At 40.6% G+C, this 20394-nt stretch carries 14 protein-coding genes; 1 reads left to right on the forward strand and 13 read right to left on the reverse strand.

What is annotated here, in order from left to right:
• Positions 1-52: 52 nt before the first annotated feature.
• From gltB to BEN71_RS17260, 9 genes are all read right to left on the reverse strand, one after another.
• Positions 53-4528 carry a glutamate synthase large subunit gene (gene gltB, locus BEN71_RS17220; protein WP_171405002.1) on the reverse strand — a complete coding sequence of 1492 codons (4476 nt, stop codon included), beginning with the start codon at positions 4526-4528 and terminating at the stop codon, positions 53-55.
• Between the two features lie 441 nt (positions 4529-4969).
• On the reverse strand, positions 4970-5845 hold the full coding sequence (locus BEN71_RS17225) for a hypothetical protein (protein ID WP_068975064.1): 876 nt from the start codon (positions 5843-5845) through the stop codon (positions 4970-4972).
• Positions 5846-5861: 16 nt separating this feature from the next.
• Positions 5862-6941 (reverse strand): 3-dehydroquinate synthase, encoded by a 1080-nt coding sequence (aroB, locus tag BEN71_RS17230; protein ID WP_068975063.1) that lies wholly within the window; start codon positions 6939-6941, stop codon positions 5862-5864.
• A gap of 31 nt (positions 6942-6972) precedes the next feature.
• Positions 6973-7515, reverse strand: a complete 543-nt coding sequence (gene aroK, locus BEN71_RS17235; RefSeq protein WP_068975062.1) for a shikimate kinase AroK — start codon at positions 7513-7515, stop codon at positions 6973-6975.
• A gap of 36 nt (positions 7516-7551) precedes the next feature.
• Positions 7552-9732 (reverse strand): type IV pilus secretin PilQ, encoded by a 2181-nt coding sequence (gene pilQ / locus BEN71_RS17240; RefSeq protein WP_068975061.1) that lies wholly within the window; start codon positions 9730-9732, stop codon positions 7552-7554.
• Positions 9733-9752: 20 nt separating this feature from the next.
• Positions 9753-10283, reverse strand: a complete 531-nt coding sequence (locus BEN71_RS17245; protein WP_068975060.1) for a pilus assembly protein PilP — start codon at positions 10281-10283, stop codon at positions 9753-9755.
• Positions 10280-11011, reverse strand: a complete 732-nt coding sequence (gene pilO / locus BEN71_RS17250) for a type IV pilus inner membrane component PilO (RefSeq protein ID WP_068975059.1) — start codon at positions 11009-11011, stop codon at positions 10280-10282. Before pilO ends, BEN71_RS17245 begins: the two co-directional genes overlap by 4 nt.
• Positions 11008-11643 (reverse strand): PilN domain-containing protein, encoded by a 636-nt coding sequence (locus BEN71_RS17255; RefSeq protein WP_068975058.1) that lies wholly within the window; start codon positions 11641-11643, stop codon positions 11008-11010. The genes pilO and BEN71_RS17255 overlap by 4 nt, the downstream gene beginning before the upstream one ends.
• Complete coding sequence (locus BEN71_RS17260; protein ID WP_068975057.1) at positions 11643-12701, reverse strand: pilus assembly protein PilM; 1059 nt, start codon at positions 12699-12701, stop codon at positions 11643-11645. Before BEN71_RS17260 ends, BEN71_RS17255 begins: the two co-directional genes overlap by 1 nt.
• Before the next feature lie 164 nt (positions 12702-12865).
• Here BEN71_RS17260 and ponA point away from each other — a divergent pair, with 164 nt between their 5' ends.
• Entirely contained in the window at positions 12866-15421 is a 2556-nt protein-coding gene (ponA, locus tag BEN71_RS17265) for a penicillin-binding protein PBP1a (RefSeq protein ID WP_068975056.1), read from the forward strand.
• A 68-nt stretch (positions 15422-15489) separates the two neighbouring features.
• On the opposite strand, the gene BEN71_RS17270 is transcribed toward ponA, so the two are convergent.
• The 4 genes from BEN71_RS17270 to BEN71_RS17285 form a co-directional block, all read right to left on the reverse strand.
• The gene (locus BEN71_RS17270; RefSeq protein ID WP_068975055.1) at positions 15490-16293 is read right to left on the reverse strand and encodes a putative RNA methyltransferase; all 804 of its coding nucleotides are present in this window, start codon (positions 16291-16293) and stop codon (positions 15490-15492) included.
• Positions 16294-16363: 70 nt separating this feature from the next.
• Complete coding sequence (gene mraY / locus BEN71_RS17275; RefSeq protein WP_068975054.1) at positions 16364-17482, reverse strand: phospho-N-acetylmuramoyl-pentapeptide-transferase; 1119 nt, start codon at positions 17480-17482, stop codon at positions 16364-16366.
• Positions 17482-18891: a UDP-N-acetylmuramoyl-tripeptide--D-alanyl-D-alanine ligase gene (locus tag BEN71_RS17280; RefSeq protein ID WP_068975053.1), complete on the reverse strand. Its 1410-nt coding sequence runs from the start codon at positions 18889-18891 to the stop codon at positions 17482-17484. The genes mraY and BEN71_RS17280 overlap by 1 nt, the downstream gene beginning before the upstream one ends.
• An 8-nt stretch (positions 18892-18899) precedes the next feature.
• Positions 18900-20390: a UDP-N-acetylmuramoyl-L-alanyl-D-glutamate--2,6-diaminopimelate ligase gene (locus tag BEN71_RS17285; protein WP_068975052.1), complete on the reverse strand. Its 1491-nt coding sequence runs from the start codon at positions 20388-20390 to the stop codon at positions 18900-18902.
• Positions 20391-20394 lie beyond the last annotated feature (4 nt).

Here is a 20394-nt window from a genome sequence, read left to right on the forward strand (position 1 = left end):
TTGTGTATATCGTCTAAGTTATCCACACCTACCTAAAATTTGAGTAGTGGAATTATTGTGGATCTGCTTTAGTTGTTTTCAAAAGCGTTTGCAAATTGGCTGCTTTTGGTTTCACTAGCCAGAATTTACGGCTATAGAAATCAAACTCATTGCGGATCTTATACGCCCAAGCACTACCTGTTTCAGCAATATGTTCATCTAAGATACGAAGTAGGAACTCTTTGTGTTCTTCCATCGCTTCTGTAGAGATACGGTTTAATTCAATCAATTCGTGGTTATAGTAATCGACAAAGTCATTATCTAAGTCAAGAACATAGGCAAAACCACCTGTCATCCCTGCACCGAAGTTATGACCCACTTTACCCAGTACAGTCACGATACCACCTGTCATGTATTCACAACAATGATCGCCTGCACCCTCGATTACAGCAAATGCGCCTGAGTTACGCACTGCGAAACGTTCACCTGCCGTACCTGCCGCAAAGAGTTTACCACCAGTCGCACCATATAAACATGTGTTACCAATGATCGCAGTTTCTTGAGTTTGGAAAGGCGAACCTTTTGGAGGGAAGATCGATACGCGACCACCCGCCATACCTTTGCCCACGTAATCGTTAGCATCACCTTCGAGTTTGATATGCAAACCACCCGCATTCCAAACACCCAAGGATTGACCAGCTGTACCCGTCAAGTTCACCACAACTGGATGTTCTTCCATGCTGAGGTTGCCATAACGTTTTGCAATTTCACCCGAAACACGTGCACCAATTGAACGGTCACAGTTGCCAATAGTGAAGTAGAATTCACCACCCGTACTTGCTTCGATCGCAGGTAACATTTCCGCCACCATTTTCTCTGCAAGAATACCTTTATCGAATGGTTCATTACCTTGTACTTGGCAATATTGCGCCTTACCTTCAGCAGATGGATGCGACTGCAACAATGCACTTAAGTCTAAGTTTGCATGCTTATCTGTTTCACCAGGCAACATTTCAAGTAGATCAGTACGACCAATCAAGTCTTTTAATGATGACACACCCAATGCTGCTAACCATTCACGGGTTTCTTCTGCAATGAAATGGAAGAAGTTGATCAACATTTCAGGTTCACCAATATAGTGTTCCTGACGTAAATGATCTTGTTGCGTTGCAACACCTGTCGCACAGTTGTTTAAGTGGCAAATACGTAGATATTTACAACCTAAAGCAATCATTGGCGTAGAACCGAAACCAAAGCTTTCTGCACCAAGAATGGCTGCTTTAACAACGTCTAAACCTGTTTTTAAACCACCATCGGTTTGTACACGAACTTTACCACGAAGATCATTGACACGAAGTGCCTGATGCGCTTCTGAAAGACCTAATTCCCATGGAGAACCTGCATGGTGAATTGACGATAATGGCGAAGCTGCTGTACCACCGTCATAACCCGAAATGGTAATGAAGTCAGCATAGGCTTTGGCAACACCTGCGGCAATCGTTCCCACACCTGGCTCAGAAACCAGTTTCACAGAAACCATTGCTTGAGGATTGACTTGTTTTAAGTCAAAGATCAATTGTGATAAATCTTCGATTGAATAAATATCATGGTGCGGCGGTGGTGAAATCAAAGTCACACCTGGTACAGAGTAACGTAAACGAGCAATTAAGCCATTCACTTTACCGCCTGGTAACTGACCACCCTCACCAGGTTTTGCACCTTGCGCTACTTTAATCTGCAATACTTCAGCAGAAGTTAAATACGCAGGCGTTACACCGAAACGACCTGATGCAATTTGTTTGATTTTAGAGTTACGGATTGTGCCATAACGTGCAGGATCTTCACCGCCCTCACCAGAGTTTGAACGTCCGCCAATCGTGTTCATCGCAATCGCAATCGCTTCATGCGCTTCAGGTGATAATGCACCCAAAGACATACCCGCAGAGTCAAAACGCGGTAAGATTTCTTCAACTGATTCAACAGACTCTAATGGAATTGAGTTTTCAGTTTTCAATTTCAATAAGTCACGGATCGTTGCAATCGGACGAGTATTTACAAGCTGTGCATATTCTTTAAAGTCAGCATAGTTACCTGAACGTACTGCTTTATGTAAAGCATTAATTACGTCTGGGTTAAATGCATGGTATTCCTTATCAAATACGAATTTCAGCAAACCGCCTTGTTCGATTGGCTTACGAGATTTCCACGCAAGTTCAGCTAATTTTTTCTGATCATTTTCAAGGTCAGCGAATGTTGCACCTTTAATACGACTTGGCACACCTGTAAAGCATTTAGCAACCACTTCATCAGACAAACCGACAGCTTCGAATAACTGACCGCCACGGTATGAAGCAACCGTAGAAATACCCATTTTCGAAAGAACTTTGAGTAAGCCTTTATCAATCCCTTTACGGAAATTGGCCTGTGCATGAATTGGGTCGCCCAACAGCTCACCTTTCGCAATCAAATCATTGATCACATCATAAGCAAGGTATGGATAAATTGCAGTTGCACCAAAACCTAAGATCACAGCAAATTGGTGTGGATCACGAGCAAGTGCCGTTTCGACAATGATGTTAGCATCTGTACGTAAGCCAGCATTGATCAAGTGGTGGTGGATAGCGCCTGTCACCATAGCAGCATTAGCAGGTAAGAAGCCTTGGCGAATCTTACGATCAGAAATCACCAATAATGTTTTACCATCGCGTACCGCTTGTGCTGCTTCTTCACAAATACGTGCAATCGCAGCCTCAAGACCTTCCGCTTCAGGATAATTTAAATCAAGATCAGCAATTTCATACCCTTTACGACCACAGGTACGAATTTGATGCATTTTAGAATTTGACAATACAGGGCTTGAAACAATCAAACGATCGGCATGTTCAGGGCCTTGTTCAAATACATTTTGTTCACGACCAAAACAAGTTTCCAATGACATCACAATCGATTCACGTAATGGGTCAATTGGTGGATTGGTTACTTGCGCAAACTGTTGACGGAAATAATCAGTCACATGACGTACTTGACGCGACAATACCGCCATTGGCGTATCATCACCCATCGAACCTACCGCTTCTTGACCGCTTTCCGCGATTGGACGAAGCAGTTGATCACGCTCTTCAAATGTTACCATAAACATTTTTTGCGCAGCTTTTAGGTCATCACCTTTTAGGCCTTGTTCACATAGGTATTCTTCAAGTTCTGGGCTACCTTGAACACGTACTGAATTTTCACGTAACCATTCACGGTATGGACGCATTTTTTTCAGGTGATTACTCACATCTTTCGTGTCGAGCATTTTACCTGTGTGCGTATCAATCACGAGGATTTGCCCAGGTCCAACACGACCTTTAGAAACCACATCTTCAGGCTCATATCCCCATACACCAATTTCTGATGCAAGTGTGATGTAACCATTTTTAGTAATGACCCAACGTGCAGGACGTAAACCATTACGATCTAGCATACAGATTGCATGACGACCATCTTGGATCACAAGACCCGCTGGGCCATCCCATGCTTCCATATGTTTCGAGTTAAATTCATAGAATGCACGTAAGTCCGCATCTAAAGTCTCAACGTTTTGCCAAGCAGGCGGCACGAGCATACGCAAGGCACGGAATAAATCCATACCACCACATGCTAAAAGTTCAAGCATATTATCCATACTTGATGAATCCGAACCTGTACGGTTCACAATCGGATTCAGCTCAGTAATACCTGGCAATAATGGGTTTTCGAATTTTGGAGTACGTGCGACAGCCCAGTTACGGTTTGCAGTGATGGTGTTAATTTCACCATTGTGTGCCAAATAACGGAACGGTTGTGCTAATGGCCAACGTGGTAAAGTGTTGGTTGAGAAACGTTGATGGAACACCACAATATGTGAATCCAAACGTTCATCAGCAAGGTCTAAATAGAATTCTGCAATGTATGCAGGCATCATCAAACCTTTATAACTGATCACATTCGAAGACAATGTAGTGACATAGAAATATGGATCAGCTGTTAATTTTTCTTCTGCACGGCGACGCGCCATCAATAACTTACGGTTGAATTCAACCTCAGTCACGCCCATTGGACAGTTAACAAAAATTTGCTCAAATGCAGGCAAAGACTGCATTGCAATCGAACCCAATGCTCCATTATTGGTTGGGACAACACGCCAGCCAATCACACGACAACCTTCTTCTTCTATTTCTTTGGTCAACGTTTGTTTTGCATGTGCAGCTAAAGCAGGATCTAAATTTAAAAATACAGTACCGACAGCAAAAATTTCACTCAGCGTAATGTCACTAATTTTTTTTGCTTCTTCACGGAAAAATGCTTTTGGCATAGCCAAGAGTAGACCACAACCATCCCCGGTTTTGCCATCTGCAGCAATACCACCACGGTGCGTCATACAACTTAAACTATGAATCGCGGTCTTGACTAAGTCATGACTTGCATCACCCTGCATATGGGCGATCAAGCCGAAACCACAGTTATCTTTAAACTCATCCGGTTGGTATAAACCTTGAGCGGGAGCTACAGTGTTAGGCGATGGCATGTGCATAGCGTACCCTTCTTTTACATAGGCCCATAAGGGCGAAAAACATTCAAACTCTCAATTACGATTTATCAGTATTTCTAGACCAAGTAATACACTTAGTCAGCATCGTATACCAGTCTGTTTTTTACTTTAATTGCAAAATTGTTTTACCAGTTCCGCACTGAAATAAAGCATCTCAATAGACCAAAATCGCTCACTAACTAAATCAGTTCGCTCCAAAATAGGGACAATCAACTCAATTAGCGCAACAATAAAGCAAAAAATATGCCAACTTATATTTATCCTCACCAAATAACTAAAATATAGAGAATTTATGACATCAGTTTAAAATAGTGAAATTCTAACTCTTATAAAAAGCACTATTATTGTGCAATCTTATATTTATATAACTTATTTCGCTCCATTTTAGAACAAAGAACAACCCAAATCTGGACAAAATTAATTAAATGGATCACTGACCTCATGATCATTCGGTTTTTTCTCAGTAACTTTCTTATCTGATGAACTTTCTTTGGGCACATTTGGTGCTGTTGCCGTAGACTGAGAATTTTGCACATCCAAAACATTCCCAGAAGCATCACGTCGAGTAATCGTTGTTTTTGTCGTTGTCGTACCTGTCGTCGCTGAACCTGTTACAGCAGCCAATGCAGACTTCGCTTGCGCTAATAGTGTTTCATCTACTACAGGAAGTGGCGCAGATTTAAGTCTGACTTCATATAATTTATTGGCACTTGCCATTTCATCTGAACCCAAATCATTCACAAATGATAAATATTTTTCAAACTGTACAGGTTGCGGATGTATGGAAGCAGGTAAATTAAAACCTAACTGCTGTAATTGCGTTTTAGCTTGATCATTACCTTTAAACAAACCATAAGCCAAAACATATTGTTCTGTTTGGTGCTCACCACTTAAACGGAAATAAATAAATTTTTTACGATCGATTTGTTTCTGTAAGAAACTACGAATAACATCTTCATCGGAAGTTTTAAAAAGTTCTACAGTCCAATTTTTCTTATTGTCTTGAAAAAACTTAGTACCTCGAAACTCAGGATCGTGACTGCCTGCTGCAACCATACGTGTAGTCATTTCAAGTGGACGGACTTCATCCATCAAAGCCCCTAAATGTGCAGTTGCAGCGACTTTTTCAGGTTGAATCTGTACCTGTGATTCTTCAATCGGATTGGCAACTGTGACCAATTCTTTGGTATCTGTGGCAATCCAAAAAACAAATGCAACAACAAGGCACAGCAATCCACCAATCAACCAAATATATTGTCGAATATTTTGCCAATTTGTACGAATTGCTGTCATGTGAAACTAACCTTTACTATATTTGATTCGCTAAAATCGCTTGTTTCATCAACTCCACATCAAACTCTTTAGTAATGATGGCTTGTCCGAGTTGCTTCAATAAGATTAAACGTAATTGACCATTTAATACTTTTTTATCATGCGACATATAAGCTAAAAATTCATCCAGTGGAATTTTAGGACATGCTACAGGTAATTGTGCACGTTGTATGATTTTTTTTGTACGTTCTAGATCATTTTGTGAAATCCATCCCATACGTTGAGACAGATCAGCTGCCATCACCATACCCGTTGCAACAGCCTCACCATGAAGCCATTCTCCGTAGCCTAAATAAGACTCAATAGCATGTCCAAAGGTATGTCCTAAATTTAACAGTGCGCGTTCACCTTGCTCTTTTTCATCATTGGCGACGATTCGTGCTTTGTGCGCACACGAGCGATAAACTGCCTCTGCCAATAATTCAGGATCTTGAGCAACTAAGCCATCCATATTCTGCTCAAGCCAAACGAGGAATTCCTCATCACCCAACAAAGCATATTTAATGACTTCAGCTAAACCTGCCGATAATTCACGTGGAGGGAGTGTTTTGAGTTGCGCCATATCAGCTAAAACCACTTGAGGTTGCTGAAAAGCACCAATCATATTTTTACCTAAAGGATGATTAATCCCCGTTTTCCCTCCAACACTTGAATCGACTTGAGATAATAGTGTCGTAGGCACTTGGATAAAATAAACACCGCGTTGAAAACATGCTGAAGCAAACCCAGCCATATCGCCAATCACACCACCACCTAAAGCAAGAACAGTACAATCACGATTAAAGCCTGCCTCAAGGAGTGCATCAAAAATTAAATTGAGATGTTCAATATTTTTATATTTTTCACCATCTGGCAACACACAAACTGATACTTGCTTACCCAGTTGTTCTATCGCTTCAACATAATGTGATAAATACAAAGGCTGCACTGTTGTATTGGTCACAATCATCACTTGTCGCCCATGAATATAGGGTTCTAGCAATTGTTGTGGATTTAAATGACTACCGATAAAAATTGGATAACGACGTTCACCCAGTTCAACATGTAAAGTTTGCATGATCCTGCCAAATTACGATTTAAGTTATTGATTAAGCAATTTCTTTCGAAACGATAAGTTGCAATATTTTATTTGCGAGATCTCTAGCCGCACCTTGGTTGGTTTCAATAATATAGTGCGCCACTTCTCGATAAAGCGGATCTCGAGCTTTAAGTAAGTCTCTTAACTTTTGCTCTGGATTTTCCACTTGCAATAGAGGACGATTTTTATCGCGATGCGTACGTAATAATTGAATTTCAACAGGGGTATATAAATAAATCACGATACCTCTATTTTTTAGATATTCTCGATTCATGATTTGCGTAACTGCACCACCACCAGTGGCAACCACTAGGTTCTTTTGTGATGTTAAATCATCGATGACAATTGTTTCTCTTGTACGGAAACCTTGTTCGCCTTCTTTTTCAAAAATCCAAGGGATAGATGCGCCTGTTTTACGTTCTATTTCATGATCACTATCTAAAAACTCACGCCCTAACAGTTCAGCCAAATGCCGACCAACTGTGGTTTTTCCTGCTCCCATGGGCCCCACCAAATAAATATTTGGCAGGGTTTCAAACTCTTTGCTTGGCAAGGAGTCACCTATCGAATTGCTTTCATTAAAACTATATTAATGATTTCTCGTACGACTGTCATTAACAATTCTAGGTGTAACAAAGATTAATAACTCTTGCTTACTCTCTGTTTTCGCATCTCTACGGAATAAACGCCCTAGATAAGGAATATCACCTAAGAAAGGAACTTTGGTTTGTGTATTGGAAGTCGACTGTTCAAAAATACCACCAAGCACCACTGTTTCACCATTATCGACAAGCACATTGGTATTGATTTCATTTTTATTCAGAATTACTTCACCATTTGGGGCTGTTCCACCACGAGAGTCGCTGGTAATATTCAGTTGCATCTGCACCTTACCATCAGGCGTAATACTTGGTGTCACATCTAAACTCAACAGCGCTTCTTTAAAAGAGGTTGTTGCTGTCGCTGCTCCACCTGCAGTTGACGTAGTTTGATATGGAATTTCTTGACCTGAAGCTACTTTAGCTTTTTGCTTATCTGCTGTCAGTACTTTTGGCGTAGAAATCACTTCACCATAACCATCAGACTGTAATGCAGATAGTTCAAGATCTAACATAAAATCAGACATACTGATTAGACCGAAGGCAATTTTACTTGCGCCCTCAGAGGATACACCTAAATCAACATTAAGATTATCTGGACGAGAAATTGAGTATTTCCCACTGTCATCAGGATCACCCCTTAAATCCCACAACGTTGTTTCACTACCACCAACCAAGAGATCATTATTTCGGGCAGTACCTTGGGATAGAATACCCCATTTCACGCCCATTTCTTTGGTAAAATCAGTCGTCGCACGAACAATACGCGCTTCAACCATCACTTGCTTGACTGATACATCTAATAGATCAATCATTTTACGAATCTGATCAATTTTTTGTGCTGTATCATTAATAATCAGCATATTGGTACGTGGATCAGTTGAAATTGTTCCTCGCGGACTTAACAAAGAGCCGACACTATCACCTAAAGCATCTACACCAGAACCAGAACTTGAAGAAGATGTATTACTATTTTTCCCTTGGACAATCAGCTTTTCAATATCCGCTGCTTTCGCATAGTTCAGTTGCACATATTCTGTTTGTAATGGTGCAAGTTTGATACTTTGAGCATAAGCCTTAGCCTCATCTTCTTCTGCTTTAATCAGCTCAGCAACAGGTGCAATCCAAATCACACTACCATTACGACGTTTATCTAAATTCTTAGTTTTAAGAATAATATCAAGCGCTTGATCCCAAGGTACATCTTTTAAACGAAGTGTAATATTACCTTGTACTGAATCCGCAGCCACCATATTAATGCCTGTAAAATCAGCCAATAGCTGCAACACACGACGTACTTCAATATCTTGGAAATCTAAAGATATTTTCTTACCTGTATACGATTGGCTTGAATTCGGACGATTAATCTTATTTTCAGTAGGTCGCTTTAAACTTACAGTTAATTTATTCTCAGCCTGATATGCCATATATTCATAGCTACCAGAAGTCTGAATCGTGATCACACCATTCGAACCATCATTATAAGCATCAACCGTTGACGCTGGTGTCGCGAAATCATTGACATTTAAACGACGAATCAAATGTGCAGGAATTTTATTCCCTAAAGTACGAATAACAACTTTACTGCCTTGTTGCTGAACATCTACAGGCGTATTTGCCCCTGCCAGACTCACGACAACCTGACCTTCACCAGCATTACCACGCTGAAAACCAATATCAGAAATGCCTTGGCTTTGCTTGGTCACATTCGATGAAGGATAGTTTGGTAATGCTGTTGCTTGATTGGCATTGTTAATTTTTAAAATAAACGTATTGCCTTCAACGCGGGTTGTAAAATCACCACTTTTATTTAAATTCACCGTTAAACGCGAACGTTGATCATCTGCTGCAACATCAACACTTGAAGCTTCATCACTGGCTACAGGAATTGAGGGGTGTGCAATATTTTGTTTGGCACCATCAAAGTCTAAAATAAGACGTGAAGGATTATCCAGTTGATATGCTTGAGGCTGTGGAGGTAAGCCATTGAACATCACACGAATTTCTGTACCTTGCCCTGGTATTTTCATTGGCACGACATTGGTCATGGTTGTTTGTGCCGTCGCAACCTGCATCACTGCAATTGAAACAGCTGCCATAGTAAATTGGCGAAGCTGACTATTCATAAACTTACCATCCCCACAAAAGATACGTTTCAAACCGTTTTTCATTTTTATTCCTTTATTCCGTTTTAATCCACTGGACCAATTAGAACTAAACTGCGTGGTCGCTCAATATATCCATCTCGTCCATCTGGAACAATCTCCAACAAATCAATCCGAGTAGGGGTAATTTCGATAATACGACCCTGATTCATTCCCATATAATTGCCACGTTGTACACGCTCAATTTCCCCATCTGGAGTTTGAATCAAACCAACCGTTTGCCCAGAACCTCCCTTCATACTCCCTTTCAACGACAACGACTCTAGAGGATAACTTTCGAGTGGTTGCGGCTGTCTAGAAAAATTAGGATATACGCGCTTACCTGACATGATTTTTAGTTCATTCGCCAATGAACTTGGTAAAAAAGGGCTACGTAACTGTTGAGCTGAATAATTAAAGCTTGGTACTGGATTAAATGCAGGTGCTGGTTCAATCGGTAATGCGGGTTGATTACGAATATTTGCCATTTCTTGATTTACAGCATCTATACGTGAATCACATCCCACCAATAACATCGCAAATGAAGCACCACAAATTAGTTTAATGTGCTTTTTCATTGTGCCGCCCCTCCTTGCGGTGGTGTCGCTGAGGCATTGGTATTACCTGCCCCTTGTCCATCAGCACCAACATAACGGTAAGTTTTTGCTTTAATTGTATAATCTACAACAGGCACATCTGATTTTTTATCTTGGCTCGGCACACCTGAAATTGTGAAGTCATGCAAAGTTACAATACGAGGTAAAGCAGCAATACTACTGACAAAACTACCAAATGAATGATAATCACCAGTCGCATCAATCGAGATCGGTTGTTCAATAAAGAACTCTTGCTTAACTTCTTGTTCCAATCTAATATTTTTAAATTTCAGACCTGAACTGACACCTGTCACGTTAATATCTTCAACTAGACTTGGAATTTCTGTTTCTTTCGGCAATTGCTCTAGTTGCTGATTAAAATTCGCTTCCATTTGCTGTAGTTGCATTTGATATTGTTGCAAATTACGTAATTTAGAATCTTTTTCTTTAAATTCATTCAGCAAATTTTGTTCAACTGTACGGGCTTGATCAATCGCGTCAAGTTTCGGCTTTATTGCTAAAAAGTAACCTATTGCACAAACCACAAAAAATAAGAATAACCAGCAAGTAATCTTAACCGACCACGGCCAGCTACCATAATTATTCATATCCAGCGTATTAAACTGTTGAAAAAACTTCTCAACGGTCATTTTATTTTTCTTTGGAGCATCAACAGATGAATCTAATTGCTCAAAATCTTCACGACTCATTTTGCCCCCCCAGCAGCTTGTTCAGCTTTCGTTGCATCTCCATCTGCATTAGATGCGATTTCACCCAAATCAACAGTCACCACAAAAGATCCATATGATTCTTCTACTCGTGGAATCACAGAAGTTGGTGCCTTATTTTTATTTTCGTCCGCAGCTAAGAATGAATTCATAAATGCATTACGATACCATTCTGAAGCTTCTAATCCACGTAAAAACTCCGCTACCGTATTTGGACTTTCAGCTTTTCCTTCAATCGTGAACTTATCACCAGCACGACTAAATTTAGTGATATACATTTGTGCAGGGACAACACGTACTAATTCATCCACTAAACGAACAATGACTGGACGCTGACCTTGCAAACCTTGAATTAACTTCATGCGCTCAATAATCGCATTACGACGTTCTTGTAGGCCATCTAAGGTTTTTAATTGTGTATCCAAGTTTTGGTTGGTACTGGTCACCAATTGGTTGGCTTGTTCTTGATCTTCTAGTTTGTGATCAAAATAAAACCATGCCAATAACACTGAAACCAAAGCAACTAATGCAACCCCAACACAAACTGCGACAAATTGTTTCTTTTTCTGCTCTCTTAGCTCATCACGCCAAGGGAGTAAATTAATCTTTGCCATTAATCAAAACTCCTCAAAGCTAAGCCACACGCAACCATCAATGATGGCGCATCATTCTCAATTTTTTTCAAATCAATTTGTGGTGAGAATCCCATTTGCAAGAAAGGATTTGCAATCGTGACGCGGTAGCCTAATTTTTGTTGTAATAATTTAGATAAACCAGGAATATTGGCATTCCCCCCTGCCAATAAAATATGATCAATCTCATTGAATTGAGAAGATGAGAAGAAGAACTGTAGTGAACGCGCTGCTTGTTGAACCACAGCTTCTAAAAATGGCATTAACACTTCAGTTTCAAAGTCATCTGGCAATGTACGATCTTTCTTCGCACGCCCAGCTTCTTCATATGACAAACCATAACGGTTTTGTACGTCCTGCGTCAGTTGCTTTCCACCAAATACTTGTTCACGGGTATAGATAATTTTGCCATTTTGCATGACAGACAAAGTCGTCATGGTATGACCAATATCGAGGATACCCACAAGATTTGCACCAATTGGCAATGTATCTGAGAAAACTGCAAAAGCTCGTTCCATTGCATAACTTTCGACGTCTGCGATTTTTGGCGATAAACCTGCTATTTCTAAAACTTCAACGCGAGATTCAATATTCTCAGCGCGGGTTGCAACCAAGAGTACATTAACGCGGTTTGGATTTGCCAATTTATCATTGAGAACTTCAAAATCTAGGCTAACTTCATCGAGTGGGAATGGGATGTACTGCTCAGCATCCATTCGGATCTGAACTTCCCGTTCTTCATCAGACATGTCTGCATCCATCTCGATGACTTTGTGAATCACCATAGACGTAGGTACAGCAACCGCTACATTTTGCGATTGTGGATTGGCAAGATTCACTGCACGTTCCAATGCATCCGCAACTGCTTCAGGATTAAGAATATTTTTCTCGACCACACTCCCCTCAAGAAGCGGACTTAATCCGTAGCTTTCAACCCAATAACGACCGTTTTTAACAGAGAGCTCTAAAATCTTTACAGTAGTAGAACTAATATCTACTCCTATTAACCCCTTATTTGGCTTACGATATAGTCTAAGCACGATACATTTCCTATTATTTTTTTATCCCCAATAAATAACACAAACCGACTGCATTTGGTCTTAATTTTTTACAGATACAATATCCCATCTAACAATCCGTCAAATGAAAAGTTATACTGACCATCAATTAGTTTGCCATTAGCTATTATTAAAACTTACTTGTTATGAAAAAGCTATCTTGTTCAGGTCATATTCATCCCTTTTTTTTGCTGATTATTATTATCTTAGTCGCAATTCCGATGGGCTTTTATGGAATGTACCTATATATCGCCCCATCGTTACCAGAAATGAGCTCTTTAAAAAAGGCGCCATTGCTTAAACCTTTGCAAGTTTATTCTGCAGATAATCAACTGATTGCTGAATATGGTGGCAAACTTTCTGTGCCCGTTGAGTACAATCAGATTCCACCACATTTCATCCATGCCTTTCTAGCGGCTGAAGACTCCTCCTTTTTTGAACACAGTGGGATCAGCTTTAAGGGTTTAGGACGCGCAGTCAGTGAAACTGTGACAGGCTCAAATGTGCAAACAGGTGGTTCAACCATCACCATGCAAGTGGCAAAAAACTATTATTTATCTCCTGAACGTACTTTAAAACGAAAATTAACCGAAGTATTTTTGGCACGAAAAATAGAACAAAACTTATCAAAAGAAGATATTTTATCGTTATACGTCAATAAAATATTTTTAGGTAAAAATGCCTATGGTATTGCTGCTGCTGCAAAAATTTATTATGACAAAAACCTTGATCAACTCAGTGTTGCTCAAATGGCGATGATCGCGGGTCTACCTAAAGCGCCATCAAAATACAATCCAGTAGTCAATCCTGAACGTGCTTTAGAACGTCGTAATTGGATTCTAGGTCGTATGTTACAGCTCGGGTATTTAAAACAAAATGAATATCAAAAAGCAGTCGCTGAACCAATCAATCTCAGTATGCCTGACCGTGGACTCAGCAATAAATTTCCCTATGTAGGCGAAATGGTTCGTTCAGAGTTGGTTGAGAAATTTGGCGATCAAGCTGTTGATTCTGGTTATAAAGTTTATACAACAATCAATAGCCAACGTCAGCAATATGCAGAAGAATCTGTACAAAAAGGATTAGAGGATTATGACCGTCGTCATGGTTGGCGTGGTGCAGAAGCCCATGATAAACCTTTAAAAGAGTTTATAGCCTATGCTAATACTTTCCCTGCCGAAGTAATAAAAGTAAATAGCAACTCCTTTGAAGCAAAGATGCAAGATGGTTCAACAGTCACTGTGCCATGGTCTGGAATGTCATGGGCAAGAAAATATATTAATGCCAATGCTGTTGGTGGTGCGCCAAGTCGTGCTTCTCAAATTGTCAGCACCAAAGATATTGTGCGCTTACGCCCAAATGAAAATAAAACAGCATGGTCATTGGTACAAGTCCCTAAAGCACAGGGACAGCTCATTGCAATCAATCCTAATGATGGTTCGATTGTAGCCATCGTGGGTGGGTATAACTTCTATCACTCTAAATTTAACCGTGCCTTGCAGGGTTGGCGCCAACCCGGTTCGACCATCAAGCCTTTCATTTATGCACTCGCACTTGAACGAGGTATGACTCCTTATACAATGGTCAATGATAATCCGATCAGTATTGGCAGATGGTCACCTAAAAACTCGGATGGACGCTACTTAGGAATGATTCCCTTGCGTCGTGCATTATACCTCTCTCGTAATACCGTTTCTGTACGCTTATTACAAAGTGTTGGCGTGGAACGCGCTCGTCAATTATTGATGGATTTTGGCTTACAAGAAGACCAAATTCCACGCAACTTCACCATTGCACTCGGTACACCACAAGTACTTCCTGTGCAAATGGCAACAGGTTATGCCACCATTGCCAATGGTGGTTATCGTATTCAACCACACTTTATCAGTCGTATCGAAGATGCCTATGGCAAAGTCATTTACGAAGCAAATCCTGACTATGCCTGTATCCCATGTATCAATCAAAAAGAGCAAACTGTAAAAACAGAAGATGCAGAAGTCACTACTGACGATGAAGTGATTGCAGGTAATACCAATACGGATGATGTACAACCTATTTTAACAAAAGAAGAGCAAAGTAAATATCGCCAAGCTCAACGTATTTTAAAATCACAATCCGCTTTTGATATGGCGAATATCCTTCGTGACGTTATCGTACATGGTACTGGACGTGCCGCATTGAAAATTGGTCGTGATGATATTGGTGGTAAAACAGGAACAACCAATGATGCAAAAGATGCATGGTTTGCTGGTTTTAATGGAAAATTAGTGGCGATCGCATGGGTCGGTTTTGACCAACCTTCAACCTTAGGTCGTCGTGAATATGGTGGTATTGCCGCACTTCCAGTATGGACCAGCTTTATGGGTAAAGCGCTAAAAGGCACACCTTCGGCGTGGGTTCATTTTGATAAAGATGCTAAGGCACCACTTTCACGTGAGCAACGTGGGCAACAAACCCAAGTTGAAGGGCAAAGTAATGAAGCAAGTAAAGAAAGTGGCTCAACTCCACCTTTAGCTCGTCCTATTTACAAACCTGCTCCTGTGACACCATCACGTAATGCTTCAAATGACTTTGATGACCTACCTGACGAGAATGGCGAACAAAAACTAAAACCAACCACTTCAACGCCTCCGACCATGAATCAAGATCATGCAAAACGTGAAAACGACTCTCTAGAGAACTTAATCAATGAAGTTCAATAGTTAAAACTTGAAAATAAAAAACGCCATTTTTGAATGGCGTTTTTTATGACCCAAACAACCCAAAACGATTATCTCTTTTGAAAAATATACATTTGGAATACTGCTTTCAGTTCAGTTTTTTCTTGTTGTTCTAACTTTTTGCGTTTTTCAGGTTTGGCCTTATACGCGTATGGCGTCATTGCAATTAAGTTTTTCAATTGTTCTTGATTCAATTCAAAGACCGACTCAACAATCGGTTGCTCAATCAATTCAAAATGTGCTTTAAGCTGTTCTACGAACTTATGCGGTTCATGTGGCTTCACTTCATCAAATAAACCTTCACGCATGGTATAAAGATGCTCTGGTGCTGGTGTCACCACCATCAAATAGCCTTGAGGTTTCAAAACTCGTAAAATTTCTTCTTGTGGAATTGGACTAAACAAACTGGTGCATAAATCAATTGAATCATCAAGCACAGGCAAAGTTGCCCCCGTCCCCACGACCCAAGTCACATTCTTATTCAATTTTGCAGCAACTTGGACTGCATTTTTAGCAATATCCACCCCCACGCATTGCATCACTTCGCTTTGCATCGCATTGGTGTAATAGCCCTCACCACATCCAATATCGAGTAAATTTTCAATGCGTAGTTCACGGATTTTTTCAACTACTGCCTGTTGCAAGGGCGCATAAAAACCAGCACTTAGAAATGCGCGACGCGCTTGTACTGATTCAGGCGTATCACCTGGATTTTTACTATGTTTATGTTGTACTACATGTAAATTCACATAACCTTGTTTTGCCACATCATAGCTATGCTGATTGACACAGCGCCAAGTTTTATCCGATAAGCTCAACGCCTCACGACATACTGGGCACATTAACAAATTCATAGCATTCTCCACAGATCTTGCACAATAAAAAAAGTCGGCTGAGATGCCGACTTTCTTGTTTTAATTTGGCTTAACGTAATTTTAATGTCATTAGACCTAAAACTACCAGCATAATTGTGATAATCCAGAAACGAATCACCACTTGGGTTTCACGCCAACCTTTTTTCTCATAATGGTGGTGTAATGGTGCCATGAGGAACACACGTTTATTACGCATGCGCAATGAACCGATTTGTAAGAACACGGAAATTGCTTCAACTACAAATACTCCACCCATAATCGCAAAGACGATTTCTTGACGCACCATCACTGCGATTGTACCGAGCATTGCACCTAAAGATAATGCACCTACATCACCCATGAAGACTTGTGCAGGATGTGCGTTATACCAAAGGAATGCCAAGCCTGCACCAATCATTGCGGCACAGATAATGACCAACTCAGACGTATATTTCACATAAGGAATATGCAGATAAGTGGCAAAACGAATATCACCTGCCAAGTAAGCAAATACACCCAAACCTGCTGCAACCAGTACGATTGGCATGATTGCCAAACCATCCAAACCATCGGTTAAATTGACTGCATTCGAGCCACCATTAATCACCAAATAAGTGAAAATAATGAAGCCGATACCAAGTGGAATTGCTGACAATGGGATGCTGAGATTTTTAAAGAATGGAATCAACAAATCCAGCATATTGGCAGTATGTACAGGATTTTCCTGTTGTGTTGCGATGATATATAACGCAATACCTGCACCGAGTGAACCTACAGACGTCCAAAAGAATTTCTTCTTGGCAGGTAGACCCGCATTGTCTTTATAACGAACTTTGATCCAATCATCTGCCCAACCGACCGCACCAAAGATCACCATCACACCGAGTACGATCCACACATAAGGATTGGATAAATCTGCCCAAAGTAAGGTACTGATCCCAATTGAGAGGAGGATCAGAATTCCGCCCATGGTTGGTGTACCCATTTTTTTGGCATGATTTTCAGGAGCAAATGAACTAACTGCTTGACCATATTTTAAGGCTTGTAATTTACGAATCATTACAGGACCGAGCGCCCAACCAATTGCAAGTGCTGTTAAAACACTCAGCAAAGCACGTAATGATAAGTAGCGCACCACTTGGAACGCATTTTCATAGCCTGCTAGGTGTTGAAATAACCAAAACAGCATTAAACTTTCTCCATCAAATCAGCCATCAACGTTTCCATATGGGTATAACGAGAACCTTTAAATAGGAAACTCATGGACTGCGGTTGATGCGTTTCAATTAAACTTAACAACAATGGTAAAGCTTGTTCTTGGTTTAGAAAAGCTTGTAATTTTTTACCGTACTGTGTGCTTCTTGCACCCTCTTGAGTTGCAGGTGCAAATTCACCCACAGCAACCACAAAGTTAATTCCCTTCACCGAAACAAGGTCACGACCTAGCAAATAGTGTTGTTGCGCGGCGGTATCACCCAACTCACCAATATCACCAATCACCATCACTTTGATGCCATCTTGCTGTGCAAGCACTTCACCAGCAGCTCGCATTGAAGTTGGATTGGCATTATAAGTATCATCAATAAATAAATGATTGGCTTTTTGGATAAAGTTTAAACGACCTTTAGCACCTTGTGCAGATTCTAGACCAATCACAATATCATCTAAAGCAATACCAATTGCTAAAGCAAAAGCAGTTGCCGCTTCGGCATTATGAACATTGTGTTCACCTGCAAAAGGTAGATTTACAGTACGAATGCCTTGAGGAGTATTGAGGGTAAATGTTGCAGATTGCGCCTGAAGCTGAATATCTGTTGCAAAAACGTCACCACCTTGACCAAAACTCAATACATGCTCAGTTCTAACTGCTTGGCGAATCGTATCAGTGAAATCATCATGCGCAGGAACAATCGACGTTCCTGCTGGGTCAATATGACTGTAAATTTCTGACTTGGCACGACAAATGCCATCACGCCCACCAAATTCACCCAAATGTGCTGTGCCGATATTGAGAATCCCAGCGACATGCGGTTGCACTAAGTTTGAGGTGTAATCAATTTCACCTTGATGACTTGCACCTAATTCCATCACCGCATATTGATGTTCAGCACGGAGCTCCAATAACATCATCGGCACACCGAGGTCATTATTTAAATTACCACGCGTGATCAAAGTTGGTGCTAAACGTGACAGGATGCTACCAAGCATCTCTTTAGTGGTCGTTTTACCACTACTGCCTGTCAATGCAATCACTTTAAGTTGCGAGTTTTGCGCACGACGATAAGCACCTAAATGACCCAATGCTAACCTTGTATCTGCAACAACAAGCTGACAAATATCAACATCTACTGAATGACTCACGATGGCAATCTGACAGCCATTTTCAGCCACTTGAGCAATAAAATCATGGGCATCAAAGCGTTCGCCTTTGAGTGCTAAAAATGCATCACCCAATTCAGCATGACGTGAATCAGTCAGAATACGCTTAATTTCACCTTGTGGTGCTTTGTCTAAATACCATGAACCTTGAGTCGCTTCAGCAAGTTGTGCTGCTGACCATGGCTCTAAAGGCACAGTACTGGTGGTCGAGGTGTGCATCTCTATTCCTACTGAGCTGGAGAATTTGTTTTACGGGATAACATATTGACTGCGGATTGCACTTCGACCACATCATCAAACCAATGGCGTACACCATCAATTTCTTGATAATCTTCGTGCCCTTTACCTGCAATCACCACAATATCACCTGATTGTGCATGCTTAACTGCATATTTAATCGCTTCACGGCGGTCATGTATTTCATGCACATCGTGTTGACTAAAATCAATATCACGCTTCATATCAGCAAAAATCTGCTCAGGATTCTCTGTACGTGGATTATCCGAGGTGATGATAATTGGGTTGGCTTGTTCCAATGCTGCTTTGGTCATTAATGGACGTTTACCGCGATCGCGGTCTCCACCACAGCCAAATACTGCCCAAAGTTGATTTTCAACATGACGTTTAAGTGTTTTTAAGACTTGAGTGAGTGCATCGGGCGTATGCGCATAATCCACCACAAATAGACGATCTGCATCACGAATCACTTGCATACGACCTGGTGCACCTTTTAATTTAGGTACATCGGCGATCAATTGTTTTAAATCAAAGCCCGCTTGCTCAGCAACGATCAAACTCGCCACAAGATTTTCAATATTAAAATGTCCAAGTAATGGGCTTTGAACTGTAAATTCGCCTTGTTCCGTTTTTAAATGGAAAGTCGCGCCATTCAAACTATATTGAATACCAAACACCTGATAATCAGCTGCTTTAGATGTGGAGTAGGTCAATACTTTCGGATGTGATTGATTGCTACTGGCTGCATCCAACATGATATTGGCATGCGCATCATCAACATTAATCACTGCCACTTTTAAAGAGGCAAATTTAAATAAACGAGATTTGGCTTCTGCATAAGCCTCTAACGTCCCGTGATAATCCAAATGATCACGACTTAAATTACTATAAGCTGCAATTTCAATATCGCAACCATTTAAACGCCCTTGCTCTAAACCATGAGAACTGGCTTCAATCGAAGCAAACTCAGCACCTTGCTTGGCAAAAGCATGTAATAAATTTTGTAAATGCAAAGCATCCAAAGTAGTATGCGATGACGATTCAAGGTTCGGTAAAATACCGTTCCCTGTGGTGCCCATCACTGCACACTTCTTGCCTTGTAACATCACTAATTCAGCAACTAAACGAGAAATTGTGGTTTTCCCATTGGTACCTGTAACTGCAAGAATTCGTGCTGCTTTAACTGGATCAGTCACTTGTAAATATTGCTTTTGCCATTGCCCCATCAAATGACGAACATCTGGACAAACTAAAACAGAATCTAAGCCTAATTCTGTTTCACTGATCACCGCCAATGCGCCTTTATCCAATGCAGTTTGCGCAAATTGCACGGTTTTTTCAGGCTGTGAATAACTGGTCAGCGCAATAAAAATCTGACCCGTTTCAATACGGCGACTATCTAAATTAAATCCTTGAAAAGGTTCAGACATCCAAGCCTGTATATTTTCAACTGGATAAATATCCTGAAAACAAATTGTCATATTC

The organism is Acinetobacter wuhouensis, assembly GCF_001696605.3.
Classification (GTDB): Bacteria; Pseudomonadota; Gammaproteobacteria; order Pseudomonadales; family Moraxellaceae; genus Acinetobacter; species Acinetobacter wuhouensis.

Excerpts from the sequence above, each read along its gene's own strand:
- pilQ (WP_068975061.1), bottom strand. The coding sequence starts at position 9,732 with ATGAAAAACGGTTTGAAACGTATCTTTTGTGGGGATGGTAAGTTTATG.
- BEN71_RS17280 (WP_068975053.1), bottom strand. The coding sequence starts at position 18,891 with ATGCACACCTCGACCACCAGTACTGTGCCTTTAGAGCCATGGTCAGCA.
- BEN71_RS17285 (WP_068975052.1), bottom strand. The coding sequence starts at position 20,390 with ATGACAATTTGTTTTCAGGATATTTATCCAGTTGAAAATATACAGGCT.
- pilO (WP_068975059.1), bottom strand. The coding sequence starts at position 11,011 with ATGAGTCGTGAAGATTTTGAGCAATTAGATTCATCTGTTGATGCTCCA.
- BEN71_RS17225 (WP_068975064.1), bottom strand. The coding sequence starts at position 5,845 with ATGACAGCAATTCGTACAAATTGGCAAAATATTCGACAATATATTTGG.
- ponA (WP_068975056.1), top strand. The coding sequence starts at position 12,866 with ATGAAAAAGCTATCTTGTTCAGGTCATATTCATCCCTTTTTTTTGCTG.
- mraY (WP_068975054.1), bottom strand. The coding sequence starts at position 17,482 with ATGCTGTTTTGGTTATTTCAACACCTAGCAGGCTATGAAAATGCGTTC.
- BEN71_RS17270 (WP_068975055.1), bottom strand. The coding sequence starts at position 16,293 with ATGAATTTGTTAATGTGCCCAGTATGTCGTGAGGCGTTGAGCTTATCG.
- gltB (WP_171405002.1), bottom strand. The coding sequence starts at position 4,528 with ATGCCATCGCCTAACACTGTAGCTCCCGCTCAAGGTTTATACCAACCG.
- aroB (WP_068975063.1), bottom strand. The coding sequence starts at position 6,941 with ATGCAAACTTTACATGTTGAACTGGGTGAACGTCGTTATCCAATTTTT.
- BEN71_RS17255 (WP_068975058.1), bottom strand. The coding sequence starts at position 11,643 with ATGGCAAAGATTAATTTACTCCCTTGGCGTGATGAGCTAAGAGAGCAG.
- BEN71_RS17245 (WP_068975060.1), bottom strand. The coding sequence starts at position 10,283 with ATGAAAAAGCACATTAAACTAATTTGTGGTGCTTCATTTGCGATGTTA.